Genomic DNA, 13,699 nt, shown 5'->3' on the forward strand with positions numbered 1-13,699 from the left:
AACTTGCGCATATAGTCGTTGTCGCGCGCAAGGCTGCGGGCGCGGGCGCGCAGGCGGTCAAGGTCTGACCGCGCCAAAGCGTCCGCCGACCAGTTTTGCGGCTGCCACGAAGCCAGCGACCCGACCGCGAAAAAGGCTTCCATTCGACTTTATGGGGTTTTGCCATCGTTGCTGCATTCATGGTGGTTTATTACCGCCTGATGGGTTTCTTTTCTACTATTGCATTGAGTGCCAACATACTGTTCCTTTCCATTTTCACGTTTTATGGAGCTGGTTTTATATGCCCCTCAATACGGCTATTACACCGGAGGCAGCCATAAAATCGGTAACAACGGAGATTTTATTACCTCCCCGACCCTTACCCCCCTGTTCGCCCGAACACTGGCGCGCCAACTTCAAGAACTCCTACCCCAAACCGCAGGCAATATCTATGAATTCGGTGCAGGGACCGGTCAACTCGCCGCCGATTTGTTAAACAACCTTTCAGACGGCATTAACCGTTACTACATTATTGAAATATCGCCAGAACTGGCTGCTCGTCAGAAAGACCTGATTCAGACCCTCGCACCTCAAGCCGCCCAAAAAATTGTCCACTTATCTGCACTTCCGGAAACATTTGACGGCATCATCATCGGTAACGAAGTACTCGATGCCATGCCTGTCGAAATCATCCGTAAAGATGAAGGCGGCTCATTCGAGCATGTCGGTGTTTGCCTGGATAATGACCGTTTTACCTATTTGGCACGACCGCTGCACGACTTGCAGCTATCTGCATTGGCTTCCCTCTACTTCCCAAAAATAACTTCCCCCTATACCAGCGAACTACATCCGCAACAATATGCCTTTATCCGCACCCTTGCCTCAAGACTCGAACACGGCTGCATGATATTCATCGACTACGGTTTTGATGCAGCGCAGTATTACCACCCTCAACGCAATCAAGGTACTCTAATCGGACACTACCGACATCACGTTATCCACAATCCTTTTGACTTCATCGGATTGGCCGACCTGACCGCACATGTCAACTTTACCGACATTGCACAAGCAGGGACGGATGCCGGATTAGATTTGATAGGTTACCTTCCCCAATCCCATTTCTTATTGAACCTGGGCATTACCGAGCTGTTGGCGCAGACCGGTCAAACAGATTCGGCAGCCTATATCCGTGAAGCCGCCGCTGTTCAAAAACTAATCGACCAACATGAAATGGGAGAATTGTTTAAAGTCATCGCATTCGGTAAAAATATCAATATCGATTGGACAGGATTTTGTTTCGGCGACATCTGCCACAAACTCTAATCCTCATGCCGTCTTAACCATTTTCAGACGGCATAAAATTTTTAATATTTAAAAACAGTGCACTAATTTAAAATTAGAAAATACGGCTTGTCAAAAAAACAAAAAAACATATAATAGCGACTTCACAAAACGGCGAATTAGCTCAGTCGGTTAGAGCAGAGGAATCATAATCCTTGTGTCCGGGGTTCGAATCCCTGATTCGCCACCATATTTCGGGGGTATAGCTCAGTTGGTAGAGCGCTTGCATGGCATGCAAGAGGTCAGCGGTTCGATCCCGCTTACCTCCACCAAATAAAAAAGCACACACCATAAACGGTATGTGCTTTTTTATTTTGTTTTTTTATTTCGGCCGTGTTTAAATACCTGCCCGATTCCATCCCTTTGCAAAGGAAAGCCGTATTTCCGTTTGTGCAGAAATCGACCCCATTAAATAAAATGGCATTTGTACGGCTAATTAGGGCTGCATCAACGGAATATTAAAACACAACCTTTTATTTTCAATCCTTGATAAACCGGCAAACAGGCTTAATTGGATGAGGTTATTGTGGCAAATGCCGTCTGAAACGGCTTTTAATCGGGTTTAGAACTTATTAAAAAACCGCCCCGTGGCGGGCGGTACAGGCTAGATAAGGGACAATAAAATCTTGAATATGCAGAGATAGGGAAGAACCCACAACCACCGCTGTCGGCGGCAGAAGAACCACATACCGAATAATGCCGTACAAAGTATCCAAACAAAAAACCCGTCTCCCATAACGAGCGTTCGGACAATCTCTTTGTCCGCCGATACCCAATAGGCGGTAAACGGCAGGCAGTACAGGTAGGCATGCCATTTGCGGTTTACTGTCAACCTGTTCGCAAGCAGTTGGATCAGTTGGATAAATTCCATGATTCTCTCCGGCATATTGCGTTTAAATGCCCATCAAAGCCATTTCGAGGCGGCTTCTCCAGTTCAAAGCCGCTGTAACGATGCAACTGCGGTAACGTTGATTAGTTAGTGCAATAAAAAGTATTTTCTTTCAAACTCTGAAACAAATCAGGGTACTGATTAATCTAACATCATCTTTCTGCTATCAGATACAAATCCGACCCGAAAATATATTCTCAAACCGGATACATGACTTTATTCCCAACTTATCCAGCCTGACAGCCACAATATAATGATGGCAATACCAAAAACAATACGGTAATAGGCAAAAGGAATATAATTTTTCTTAGAAACAAACCTCAGCAACGCTTTTACCGCTACCAAGCCTGAAACAAAGGCAGCAACAAAGCCAATCAAAATCAAACCGATATCATGTAATGTGAAAAATCGGTAATGTTTCAGAACATCATAAGCTGTTGCGGCAACCATCATCGGCACAGCCAAGAAAAACGAGAATTCTGTCGCAGTTTTCCGTTCGATGCCCCAAAGCATCCCGCCCATAATCGTACTGCCTGAACGAGATGTTCCCGGAATCAAGGCAAACACTTGAGCAATACCGATCATCAACGCATCAACCGGACGGAGTGCATCAACATCAATTTTTTTAGACACCGCATAGCTTTGACGTTTTTCTACCCACAAAATAAAAAAACCGCCCAAAACCAGCATGACTGCAACACTCAAGGGGTTAAACAGATACTCTTTGATTTGTTTGCTGAACAATAACCCCATCACGGCAGCCGGCATAAAAGCGACGGCAAGATTGAGGACGAATCGGTTGGCTTTTTTGTCTTTACCCAAACCATGCAACACACCTGAAAAACGCTGGCGGTATTCAAACACCACGGCCAAAACCGCACCAAGCTGGATAGCAATCTCAAAAACCTTATGGTTGCTGTGAAAACCGACCAAGTTACCAAACACAATCAGATGACCGGTACTGGAAATAGGCAGGAATTCGGTAAAACCTTCTACCAAACCCATCATCAGGGCTTTCAGGACAATCATAAAATCCATTGCTTGGTTTCTTTCAGGTGTATGAGGGATAAGATTATTTTTGCGTAGAACGGTTTGACAGTTTGCGTTCTACCCTGACTTTGTCAACCAATTCTTTAATGGTATCGATTCCACCATCAAAGCCATTATTAAAGATTACGCGGTATTTCCCACCGACAATAATGGTTGGTGTGCTGTCAATACCATATTGTTCCGTCAGTTTCTGCATTTTTAATGCGGCGGAGGCTGCCTCGGGAGAGTCATAAACGCGCATCAGTTTTTTACCATCAAAGCCTTTTTGAGACAAAGCCCATTTTCCGGCGGCCGTCCTGTCTTCCAAATGAACCTTCTGTTCGTAAACTGCTTTAAACACAGCAGGATTTGCCTGATATTTCAAACCTGACAAATTGACGGCTGCTGCCATTCTGGCCAATCCGAGCATTTCAGGCTGCCAGACCACGTGCTCCGTCCTCAAATAGGCATCAGACGGCAATGCCTTGCCCAGTTTCAATAACAAAGGATCGAAATGATGGCAATGTACGCAGAAATAGCCGAAAAATTCCAAAACCTCAATTTTACCCGACTGTTCTTGAGGAATGGGTTTATCCAACACAAGATAATCTTCCCCTTCCGTCAGGGCATATGCCTGCGCAGACAAGACTACCGACAACAGCAACGGCAAAAAGTGTTTAATTCTCATGGTTATTTGCCCTCAATCGAACGGATCAGGCTGGCGACCCCATGTTTTTTCAACTCGGCCTGCATTTTTTTCACCGCATCGGCAGACATATTGTTACTTTGTACTCGGTAGAGCATTTTACTTCCCGCCTGGTAGCCGACCACTTTGGAAGAAATACCCAATATCGCTAACTTGGCACGCTGCTCTTCTGCGCTCTGACGATTGGCATACGCTCCCATTTGCAGGTAATTCGTTGCCTCCTCCTTAACGGAGGTTTTCAATTTTTGCACTTCTCTTGCAGCTTCGCTGCGTGCTTTCTCAATACTTCCGCTGTTAAGGATTTGCTCCGGTGTCGGCTTGGGTTCGGTTTTGCCTTTTCCTGCCTTTTTCTCTTCTTTTACCGCTTTTTTCTCTACTGTTTCGGAAGGTTTTACCGCTTGTTTTTTTGGCATTCCCGCATCTTTCTTCGATACTTCTTCCCTAACTCCTCTTACATGCTCTTCCGACTGCCCTGCTTTCTTGCGTATATTCCGCTCTTTCGGCTCTTCCTGTTCCGGCTCGTCTGTTTGTTCCGCAACCTCAGTGACTTTATCGGCAACGTCCTGTTTGTCGATGGTTTTTTCCCCATCTGTTGATTCCAATGTTTTAGCACCATCCGGTTCGGTCAACACATTATGATCGGTCGGATCCGGCTGCACGTCCTCTTTAGGCTGGTTTTTCGGCTTCAGGATTTCTGTTTCTGCCGGTTGTTTCGACAAAAACGGACTCTTAAACGCATTTTGACCCGTTTGATTTAAATAAAACAAAATACTGGCAATAATGACTGTTGCCAGTATCAGACCGAAGAAGAAACCGGACAGACCTTTTCCGGATTGAGAAAATTTGTTCATAAACATACCTTAATGTATTTCAGACGGCATTGACACCGTTTGCGTACGGGCAGATATTCTAACAATATTGCCATATTTGAGCAAAATCTGACCCGACACCCTTTCACAAAGCACGACGGAAGCCCACGGCTTTCATAACATGGCTTCTGCCGACTTCTTCGTCGCCTGCCAAATCCGCCAACGTACGCGCCACGCGCATGATGCGGTGGAAACTGCGGGCGGAGAGGGAGAGTTTTTCCAACAGGCTGCCCAAGGCTTCCTGCGCTTCTTTTTGGATGCGGGCGGACGTGTCGAGTTCACTGACACTCAAGGCGGCATTCACTTTGCCTTGCCGCGCGTATTGTTTGTCGCGGGCGGCGATCACGCGCGCCAACACGCGTGCGCTGCTTTCCCCTGCTTCCTGCTGCATCAGTTCAGCGGCGGACAGGCTGGGGACTTCGATGGTCAAATCGATGCGGTCAAGCAGCGGACCGGAAATCTTGCTGCGGTAACGCGCGACGCTTTCGGGCGTGCAGCGGCAGGGCTTGACGGGATGCCCGAGATAACCGCACGGACAAGGGTTCATGGCGGCGACAAGCTGGAATTTCGCCGGATAAACGGCTTGACGCGCCGCGCGGGAAATGTGGATTTCGCCGTTTTCCAAAGGTTCGCGCAAAACTTCTAAAACTTTGCGGTCAAACTCGGGCAGCTCGTCCAAAAACAAAACGCCGTGATGCGCCAATGAAATTTCGCCCGGACGCGGATCGGAACCGCCGCCGACCATGGCTGCCGAACTGGCACTGTGGTGCGGGCTGCGGAAAGGACGGTGGCTGTCGAGTTGTTGTTGGTGGTTGGGCAGGAGCGAACGCAACGCCCATACTTCGACCAATTCGTCTTCGGTCAAAGGCGGCAGAATACCGGGCAGCCGTTGGGAAAGCATGGATTTGCCCGTTCCCGGCGGCCCCATCATCAAGAGGCTGTGTCCTCCTGCGGCGGCGATCTCCAAAGCAAGGCGGGCGGTATGTTGACCCTTGACATCGACAAGGTCGGGCAGTTTGGCGTTTTCAGACGGCATCTGAGGAACTTGGTATTCGGTTTGCACCAAAGGTTCGATACCGTTCAAATGGGCGGCAACTTCGCCCAAAGAGCGCGCGCCGTAAACGGTAATGCCGCGCATTACGGCGGCTTGTTCTGCGTTTTCCTGCGGCAAGACAAAAGAACGTCCGGCCTGCATGCCCTGCCACGCCATCGCCAACGCGCCGCGCACGGGGCGCAACATACCGGAAAGTGCCAACTCGCCGGCAAACTCATATTGCGCGAGCTTTTCAGGTGCGATTTGTCCGGATGCGGCGAGGATGCCCAGCGCAATCGGCAGGTCGAAACGTCCCGATTCTTTGGGCAGGTCGGCAGGGGCGAGGTTGACGGTGATTTTTTTGGCGGGAAAGTCGAAACCGCTTTGGATGATGGCGGCGCGCACGCGGTCGCGGCTTTCTTTGACTTCCGTATCGGGCAGTCCGACGATGTTGAAATGCGGCAGGCCGTTGGCAAGGTGGGCTTCCACTTCGACCAACGGCGCATTCATACCGCTCAAGGCGCGGCTGTAAACCAAGGCAAGCGACATGTTTCAGACGGCCTTATTCGACAGCTTCGGTTTGTTGTTTGATTTCTGCAACAGCTTCTTCCGCAGCAGCTTCGGCGGCTTTCAAAGCAGCTTCTTCAGGCTCTTGAGTGGCTTCGAGTTTCGCCAGTCGCTCTTCCAGCTCGACCAGTTTGGTGCGTGTCTTAATTAAAACCTGCTGCTGGATGTCGAATTCTTCGCGTGTGACCAAATCCATACGGTTGAACGCACTGCCCAACATAGCCTTAATATTTTTTTCCACATCTTTGGCAGGGCTGTTGGCGATGGTTTCGCTAATCTTCGAACCGACTTCTTCAAAAAGCTGTTTGCCGAACATAATCTGTATCCTTCCTGAACATATTAAATTCAAACGGCTATTGTATAAGGAAAAATGCCGTCTGAAAACGGGCGGCAGGTTATCCGCGGTAAATCTGCCTCACGTCCTTCGCGGTTACTAAATTACACTTCAAGACACCTGCCGGCAGAAAACGGATTTCATATTCCACCCCCCCTTTTTGACTACAAGACACTACAAAATAACATGCTGTTTTAAAAATATTTAATGCCGAGAGATGGATTTTCCTCATCTTTTTTGAACCATAAATGCTTTGCAAACAAAAAAATTTGGGTTATGCTGAGTCAAATTATTTACAATTTCATATAGTTTCATTACATATCTTGTTGTGATTGAAAATAATTTATCCGAATATCTTTACAGATTCCCCGGATTTTCCGTTGTACTTTTATTAGAAAAACATTTCAGGCATGAGTTGCTTGCAATTTCAAAGCCTGTAATTTTGAAGTTTTAGACGAGGAATAGCACATGAATCCCATGTACATTACTTTTGCAATCTATCTGATCGCAGTCCTTCTGATCGGACTTGCCGCCTATTTTTCTACGCGCAATTTCGACGATTACATTTTGGGGGGGCGCAGCTTGGGCCCGTTTGTTACCGCGATGTCGGCGGGTGCGTCCGATATGTCGGGCTGGCTTTTGATGGGGCTGCCCGGCGCGATTTATTTGAGCGGTTTAAATGAAGCGTGGATTGCCATCGGCTTGGTGATCGGCGCATATTTCAACTGGCTTTTGGTGGCAGGCCGTCTGCGCGTACATACCGAATATGCCAACAATGCACTGACCCTGCCGGATTATTTCTTCCACCGCTTCGGCGCAGGCGGACACTTGATGAAAGTGGTTTCCGCACTAATTATTTTGTTTTTCTTCACAATTTACTGTGCTTCCGGCATTGTGGCGGGCGCAACCCTGTTCCAAAGCCTGTTTGAAGGTATGACTTACAACCAGGCAATGTGGCTGGGCGCGGGCGCGACCATCGTCTATACCTTCTTGGGCGGTTTCTTGGCAGTCAGCTGGACGGATACGCTGCAAGCATCTTTGATGATTTTCGCGCTGATTTTAACGCCGGTAATGGTCTATTTGGGCTTGGGCGGCGCGGAACAAATGTCTGCCGCGATTCAAAGCGTTGCCGCAGGCACGGGTAAAGAATACGGCAGCCTGTTTACAGGTACGACGGTTATCGGCATTATTTCCACTGCTGCATGGGGATTGGGCTACTTCGGCCAACCGCACATCCTGGCGCGCTTTATGGCGGCCGAAAGCGCAAAATCGCTGGTATCCGCACGCCGCATCGGTATGACTTGGATGGTATTGTGTTTGGCAGGCGCGGTAGCGGTCGGTTATTTCGGCATTGCGTATTTCGGTGCCAATCCCGACCAAGTCGCTTCAATGAAGGGCAACCACGAACGCATCTTCATCGCGCTTTCTACTTTGCTGTTCAACCCTTGGATTGCGGGCATCATCCTGAGCGCGATTCTTGCCGCCGTGATGTCCACACTGTCATGCCAGCTTCTGGTTTGTTCCAGCGCGATTACCGAAGACTTCTACAAAGGCTTTTTGCGTAAAAACGCGCAACAGTCAGAATTGGTATGGGTCGGCCGCCTGATGGTATTGGCGATTGCCGTGATTTCCATCCTGATTGCCTCCAATCCCGACAGCAAAGTATTGGGACTGGTGTCTTACGCGTGGGCAGGTTTCGGTGCGGCNTTCGGCCCGATTGTGATTCTGTCCGTATTATGGAAACGCATTACCGCTTACGGCGCATTGTCAGGTATGGTTGCCGGCGCGCTGACTGTGGTGGCATGGGCTGAATGGGTGAAAAAACCGGCTCAAGCGGCAGGCGAAAGCGGCTTGTTGACGATGTACGAAATCGTCCCGGGCTTTATTGTTTGCTTAATCATTGCCGTGTTAGTTTCACTTGTCGGCAAAGAGCCTTCCCGAGAAATCCAAGAACGTTTTGAAAAAGCCGACGCAGACTACCGCGCCGCCCAATAAACCCCTTTCAGACGGCACGGCATCCTTCTTCGTGCCGTCTGAACCCGTTTCCGGGTCAAACACAAATAAATCGTGCCTGCATACAGGCTTTATTTATGTTTTATCCGTTTCATTTTCAAAGAAATGAAAATAATAAATCTACCGGCATTTGAGAACTTGTATTTCATCTGCGGATTTATTACGATATTACCGTATTTCAGACCATACTGATGCCGTCTGAATCCCCCAAGAAAAAACCTGGAGAATCCAAACAATGTTTCATTTTGCATTTCCGGCACAAACCGCCCTACGCCAAGCCGTTACCGATGCCTACCGCCGCGACGAAATCGAAGCCGTACAAGATATGCTGCAGCGCGCCCAGATGAGCGATGAAGAACGTCAAGCCGCCTCCGAGCTTGCCCGCCGCCTGGTTACCCAAGTCCGTGCCAGCCGCACCAAAGCCAGCGGCGTCGATGCACTGATGCACGAGTTTTCACTCTCCAGCGACGAAGGCATCGCACTCATGTGCCTGGCGGAAGCTCTTTTGCGTATTCCCGACAACGCTACCCGCGACCGCCTGATTGCCGATAAAATCTCCGAAGGCAACTGGAAAAGCCATCTGAACAACAGCCCTTCCCTCTTCGTCAACGCCGCCGCCTGGGGCCTGCTGATTACCGGCAAACTGACCGCCACAAACGACAAACAAATGAGTTCCGCACTCAGCCGCCTGATCAGCAAAGGTGGTGCCCCCCTCATCCGTCAAGGCGTGAATTACGCCATGCGCCTGTTGGGCAAACAGTTCGTCACCGGACAAACCATTGAAGAAGCCCTGCAAAACGGTAAAGAGCGCGAAAAAATGGGTTACCGTTTCTCCTTCGATATGTTGGGCGAAGCCGCCTACACCGAAGAAGATGCCAACCGCTACTACAATGACTACGTTCAAGCCATTCACGCCATCGGCAAAGATGCCGCAGGCCAAGGCGTTTACGAAGGCAACGGTATTTCCGTCAAACTCTCCGCCATCCACCCTCGCTACTCGCGCGCCCAACACGNACGCGTGATGAGCGAACTCTTACCTCGCCTGAAAGAATTGTTCCTTTTGGGTAAAAAATACGATATCGGTATCAATATCGATGCCGAAGAAGCCAACCGTCTCGAATTGTCTTTGGACTTGATGGAAGCTTTGGTTTCCGACCCTGACTTGGCCGGCTACAAAGGCATCGGTTTCGTTGTTCAAGCCTACCAAAAACGTTGTCCGTTCGTTATCGACTACCTGATCGACCTTGCCCGCCGCAACAACCAAAAACTAATGATCCGCCTCGTCAAAGGCGCGTATTGGGACAGCGAAATCAAATGGGCGCAAGTGGACGGCTTGAACGGCTATCCGACCTACACCCGCAAAGTCCACACCGACATTTCCTACCTCGCCTGCGCGCGCAAACTACTTTCTGCGCAAGATGCCGTGTTCCCGCAATTCGCCACCCACAACGCCTACACTTTGGGCGCGATTTACCAAATGGGCAAAGGCAAAGACTTTGAACACCAATGCCTGCACGGTATGGGCGAAACCCTGTACGACCAAGTCGTCGGCCCGCAAAACTTAGGACGCCGCGTGCGCGTGTACGCCCCGGTCGGCACACACGAAACCCTGCTCGCCTACTTGGTGCGCCGCCTGTTGGAAAACGGCGCGAACTCGTCTTTCGTCAACCAAATCGTCGATGAAAACATCAGCATCGACCGCCTGATTAAGAGCCCGTTCGACACCATCGCCGAACAAGGCATCCACCTGCACAACGCCCTGCCGCTGCCGCGCGATTTGTACGGAAAAGGCCGTCTGAATTCCCAAGGTGTCGATTTCAGCAACGAAACCGTGTTGCAACAGCTTCAAGAAAAACTCAACCGCGCCGCCGCGCAAGACTTCCATGCCGCGTCCATTGTCAACGGCAAAGCCCGCGATGTCGGCGAAGCGCAACCGATTAAAAATCCTGCCGACCACGACGACATCGTCGGCACAGTCAGCTTTGCCGATGCCGCGCTTGCCCAAGAAGCGATTGGCGCAGCCGTTGCTGCATTCCCTGAATGGAGCGCGACGCCTGCCGCCGAACGCGCCAACTGCCTGCGCCGTTTTGCCGACCTGTTGGAACAACACACACCTGCATTGATGATGTTGGCCGTCCGCGAAGCCGGTAAAACCTTGAACAACGCCGTTGCCGAAGTACGCGAAGCCGTCGATTTCTGCCGCTACTACGCAGGCGAAGCCGAAAACACCCTGCCCAAAGACGCCAAAGCCGTCGGCGCGATTGTCGCCATCAGCCCGTGGAACTTCCCGCTCGCCATCTTTACCGGCGAAGTCGTTTCCGCATTGGCAGCCGGCAACACCGTCATCGCCAAACCTGCCGAACAAACCAGCCTGATTGCCGGTTATGCCGTTTCCCTCATGCACGAAGCAGGTATCCCGACTTCCGCCTTGCAGCTTGTCCTCGGCGCAGGCGATGTCGGCGCGGCGCTGACAGGCGATCCACGCATCGGCGGCGTGATTTTCACCGGCTCGACCGAAGTGGCGCAACTGATTAACAAAGCCCTTGCCAAACGCGACGACAGCCCCGTATTGATTGCCGAAACCGGCGGTCAAAACGCCATGATTGTCGATTCCACCGCGCTACCGGAACAAGTTTGCTTGGACGTACTCAACTCCGCCTTCGACAGCGCAGGACAACGCTGCTCCGCCCTGCGCATCCTTTGCGTTCAAGAAGATGTTGCCGACAAGATGCTCGCCATCATCAAAGGCGCGATGGACGAATTGGTCGTCGGCAAACCCGTTCAGCTCACTACCGACGTAGGCCCCGTCATCGATGCCGAAGCGCAGCAAAATCTGCAATCGCACATCAACAAAATGAAAGGCGTTGCCAAGTCTTACCACGAAGTCAAAGCCGCTTCCGACGTTGATTCTGCGAAATCCACCTTCGTACTGCCGATTTTGTTCGAGCTCAACAACTTGAACGAACTCACCCGCGAAGTCTTCGGCCCGGTGTTGCACGTTGTCCGCTACCAAGCCGACGAGCTTGACCAAATCATCGACCAAATCAACAGCAAAGGCTACGCGCTCACCAGCGGCGTACACAGCCGCATCGAAGGCACGGTCAAACGCATCCGTGAACGCATCGAAGCGGGCAACGTTTACGTCAACCGCAACATCGTCGGCGCAGTCGTCGGCGTACAGCCCTTCGGCGGACACGGCATGTCGGGCACGGGTCCGAAAGCAGGTGGCTCGTTCTACCTGCAAAAACTGACCCGCATCCCCGAATGGGTTGCCCCGCCGCTGAGCCGCATCGGACAAGCGGACGAAGCCGCGCTCAAACGCCTCGAAGCCCTGATTCACAAGCTGCCGTTTAATGCGGAAGAGAAAAAATCAGCGGCATCGGCATTGGGACACGCCCGTATCCGCACCCTGCGCCAAGCAGAATCCGTCTTAGTCGGTCCGACCGGCGAACGCAACGCCCTGAGCTGGCGCGCGCCCAAACGCGTCTGGGTACACGGCGGCAGCCTCCTGCAAGCCTTCTGCGCCCTGACCGAACTTGCCGCCGCAGGCATCCAAACCGTCGTCGGAACCGATAGCCCGCTTGCCGCCTACACCGCCGACCTCGAAGGCCTGCTGCAAGTCAGCAGCAAGCCTGAAAACACGGGTGTTAACCACGTTGCCGCCCTAAGCCCGCTGGACAGCAGCCGCAAGCAAGAGCTGGCAAACCGCGACGGTGCACTCATCCGCATCCTCCCGTCCGAACAAGGCTTGGACATCCTGCAAGTATTTGAAGAAATCTCTTGCAGTATCAATACTACCGCTGCCGGTGGTAATGCCAGCCTGATGGCAGTTGCCGACTGATTTTGCCAAAACCGCCCGAGCGCGGCCCATGAACAAATGCCGTCTAAAAACCTTTCAGACGGCATTTTTGATGCACTTACCGTTTACAGGCGCAGGGCGGGCGTAAGGAAATACCCGAACCGTCATTCCCGATAACACTGTCATCTTGAAACTCGTCATTCCCGCGCAGGCGGGAATCTAGGTCTGTCAGTGCGGAAACTTATCAAATAAAATGGTTTCTTCAACCCTGCGTTCTAGATTCCCACTTTCGTGGGAATGACGGAATGTAGGTTCGTGGGAATGACAGGATCAGGTTTCCGTGCGGATGGATTCGTCATTCCCGCGCAGGCGGGAATCCGGAAACTCAAAGTTGCAAGAATTTATTAGAAATGGCTGAAACTCAACGAACCTGGATTCCCACTTTCGTGGGAATGACGGAGGAGGGGTTGCTGTTTTCCCGATAAATGCCCGCAATCTCAAATCCCGTCATTCCCCAAAAACAAAAAAATCAAAAACAGAAATCCCGTCATTCCCGCGCAGGTGGGAATCCAGAGCTGTCGGCGCAGAAACTTATCGGATAAAACGGTTTCTTTAGATTTTGCGTTCTGGATTCCCACTTTCGTGGGAATGACGGGATTTTGGTTTCCGTGCGGATGGATTCGTCATTCCCGCGCAGGCGGGAATCTGGAGTTGTCGGTGCGGAAACTTATCGGGAAAAACGGTTTCTTTAGATTTTGCGTTCTAGATTCCCACTTTCGTGGGAATGACGGGATTTTGGTTTCCGTGCGAATGGATTCGTCATTCCCGCGCAGGCGGGAATCTAGAGCTGTCGGTGCGGAAACTTATCGGGGAAAAAGGTTTCTTTAGATTTTACGTTCTGGATTCCCACTTTCGTGGGAATGACGCGGAAAAGTGGGTTGGTAGGATTGGTGGAGTTGGTGGGCTGAAGCCCACCCTACGCCCATCCTTCAGCCCGCCCTACAGCCCTACAGCGGCAAAGGCGGACGGAGAATGCCGTCTGAAGCGGCAAAGGCGGGGTGTGGAAATGCCGTCTGAAGCGGTCAAACGACGTTTCAGACGGCATTTTTATGCCCGGTTATTTCCGGTAGCGGACGGCAC

At 51.1% G+C, this 13,699-nt stretch carries 10 protein-coding genes, 2 tRNA genes and 1 pseudogene; 6 read left to right on the forward strand and 7 right to left on the reverse strand.

From position 1 onward, the window contains the following. Positions 1-249: 249 nt before the first annotated feature. From ACRPFF_RS08095 to ACRPFF_RS08105, 3 genes and pseudogenes are all read left to right on the forward strand, one after another. Positions 250-1,302 (forward strand): annotated as a pseudogene (locus tag ACRPFF_RS08095) (class I SAM-dependent methyltransferase); the annotation flags it as partial. Positions 1,303-1,433: 131 nt separating this feature from the next. Continuing rightward, positions 1,434-1,510 (forward strand) — tRNA-Met (locus ACRPFF_RS08100). 6 nt (positions 1,511-1,516) lie between these two features. Further along, positions 1,517-1,592: transfer RNA gene (locus ACRPFF_RS08105), tRNA-Ala, on the forward strand. A 332-nt stretch (positions 1,593-1,924) separates the two neighbouring features. Here ACRPFF_RS08105 and ACRPFF_RS08110 read toward each other — a convergent pair. From ACRPFF_RS08110 to ACRPFF_RS08135, 6 genes are all read right to left on the reverse strand, one after another. Further along, positions 1,925-2,191: a hypothetical protein gene (locus tag ACRPFF_RS08110; RefSeq protein ID WP_101127890.1), complete on the reverse strand. Its 267-nt coding sequence runs from the start codon at positions 2,189-2,191 to the stop codon at positions 1,925-1,927. 234 nt (positions 2,192-2,425) lie between these two features. After that, positions 2,426-3,247 carry an undecaprenyl-diphosphate phosphatase gene (locus ACRPFF_RS08115; protein WP_432674344.1) on the reverse strand — a complete coding sequence of 274 codons (822 nt, stop codon included), beginning with the start codon at positions 3,245-3,247 and terminating at the stop codon, positions 2,426-2,428. A 34-nt stretch (positions 3,248-3,281) separates the two neighbouring features. Continuing rightward, a complete protein-coding gene (locus tag ACRPFF_RS08120) occupies positions 3,282-3,926 on the reverse strand; it encodes a thiol:disulfide interchange protein DsbA/DsbL (RefSeq protein ID WP_432674345.1) in 645 nt (214 codons plus the stop codon). A gap of 2 nt (positions 3,927-3,928) precedes the next feature. After that, positions 3,929-4,795: a cell division protein FtsN gene (gene ftsN / locus ACRPFF_RS08125; protein WP_432674346.1), complete on the reverse strand. Its 867-nt coding sequence runs from the start codon at positions 4,793-4,795 to the stop codon at positions 3,929-3,931. Positions 4,796-4,898: 103 nt separating this feature from the next. Next, positions 4,899-6,395 carry a YifB family Mg chelatase-like AAA ATPase gene (locus tag ACRPFF_RS08130; protein ID WP_432674347.1) on the reverse strand — a complete coding sequence of 499 codons (1,497 nt, stop codon included), beginning with the start codon at positions 6,393-6,395 and terminating at the stop codon, positions 4,899-4,901. 13 nt (positions 6,396-6,408) lie between these two features. Then, a complete protein-coding gene (locus ACRPFF_RS08135) occupies positions 6,409-6,729 on the reverse strand; it encodes an accessory factor UbiK family protein (RefSeq protein WP_308031096.1) in 321 nt (106 codons plus the stop codon). A 54-nt stretch (positions 6,730-6,783) separates the two neighbouring features. Here ACRPFF_RS08135 and ACRPFF_RS08140 point away from each other — a divergent pair, with 54 nt between their 5' ends. The 3 genes from ACRPFF_RS08140 to putA all read left to right on the forward strand — a co-directional run bounded on the left by ACRPFF_RS08140 (position 6,784) and on the right by putA (position 12,601). After that, positions 6,784-6,945, forward strand: coding sequence for a hypothetical protein (locus tag ACRPFF_RS08140; protein WP_432674348.1), 162 nt, complete (start codon positions 6,784-6,786; stop codon positions 6,943-6,945). Positions 6,946-7,215: 270 nt separating this feature from the next. Continuing rightward, positions 7,216-8,742: a sodium/proline symporter PutP gene (putP, locus tag ACRPFF_RS08145; protein ID WP_002249991.1), complete on the forward strand. Its 1,527-nt coding sequence runs from the start codon at positions 7,216-7,218 to the stop codon at positions 8,740-8,742. Positions 8,743-8,995: 253 nt separating this feature from the next. Further along, on the forward strand, positions 8,996-12,601 hold the full coding sequence (gene putA, locus ACRPFF_RS08150) for a bifunctional proline dehydrogenase/L-glutamate gamma-semialdehyde dehydrogenase PutA (protein WP_432674349.1): 3,606 nt from the start codon (positions 8,996-8,998) through the stop codon (positions 12,599-12,601). Between the two features lie 934 nt (positions 12,602-13,535). Here putA and ACRPFF_RS08155 read toward each other — a convergent pair. Continuing rightward, the gene (locus ACRPFF_RS08155; RefSeq protein ID WP_432674350.1) at positions 13,536-13,664 is read right to left on the reverse strand and encodes a hypothetical protein; all 129 of its coding nucleotides are present in this window, start codon (positions 13,662-13,664) and stop codon (positions 13,536-13,538) included. Between the last annotated feature and the right edge of the window lie 35 nt (positions 13,665-13,699).

The organism is Neisseria sp. SLRRB23 (assembly GCF_050896295.1).
Taxonomy (GTDB): Bacteria; Pseudomonadota; Gammaproteobacteria; order Burkholderiales; family Neisseriaceae; genus Neisseria.

Bases quoted from the DNA above. Each gene is read 5' to 3' on its own strand.
- ACRPFF_RS08110 (WP_101127890.1), bottom strand. From the start codon at position 2,191: ATGGAATTTATCCAACTGATCCAACTGCTTGCGAACAGGTTGACAGTA.
- ACRPFF_RS08115 (WP_432674344.1), bottom strand. From the start codon at position 3,247: ATGGATTTTATGATTGTCCTGAAAGCCCTGATGATGGGTTTGGTAGAA.
- ACRPFF_RS08120 (WP_432674345.1), bottom strand. From the start codon at position 3,926: ATGAGAATTAAACACTTTTTGCCGTTGCTGTTGTCGGTAGTCTTGTCT.
- ftsN (WP_432674346.1), bottom strand. From the start codon at position 4,795: ATGAACAAATTTTCTCAATCCGGAAAAGGTCTGTCCGGTTTCTTCTTC.
- ACRPFF_RS08130 (WP_432674347.1), bottom strand. From the start codon at position 6,395: ATGTCGCTTGCCTTGGTTTACAGCCGCGCCTTGAGCGGTATGAATGCG.
- ACRPFF_RS08135 (WP_308031096.1), bottom strand. From the start codon at position 6,729: ATGTTCGGCAAACAGCTTTTTGAAGAAGTCGGTTCGAAGATTAGCGAA.
- ACRPFF_RS08140 (WP_432674348.1), top strand. From the start codon at position 6,784: ATGCCGTCTGAAAACGGGCGGCAGGTTATCCGCGGTAAATCTGCCTCA.
- ACRPFF_RS08155 (WP_432674350.1), bottom strand. From the start codon at position 13,664: ATGCCGTCTGAAACGTCGTTTGACCGCTTCAGACGGCATTTCCACACC.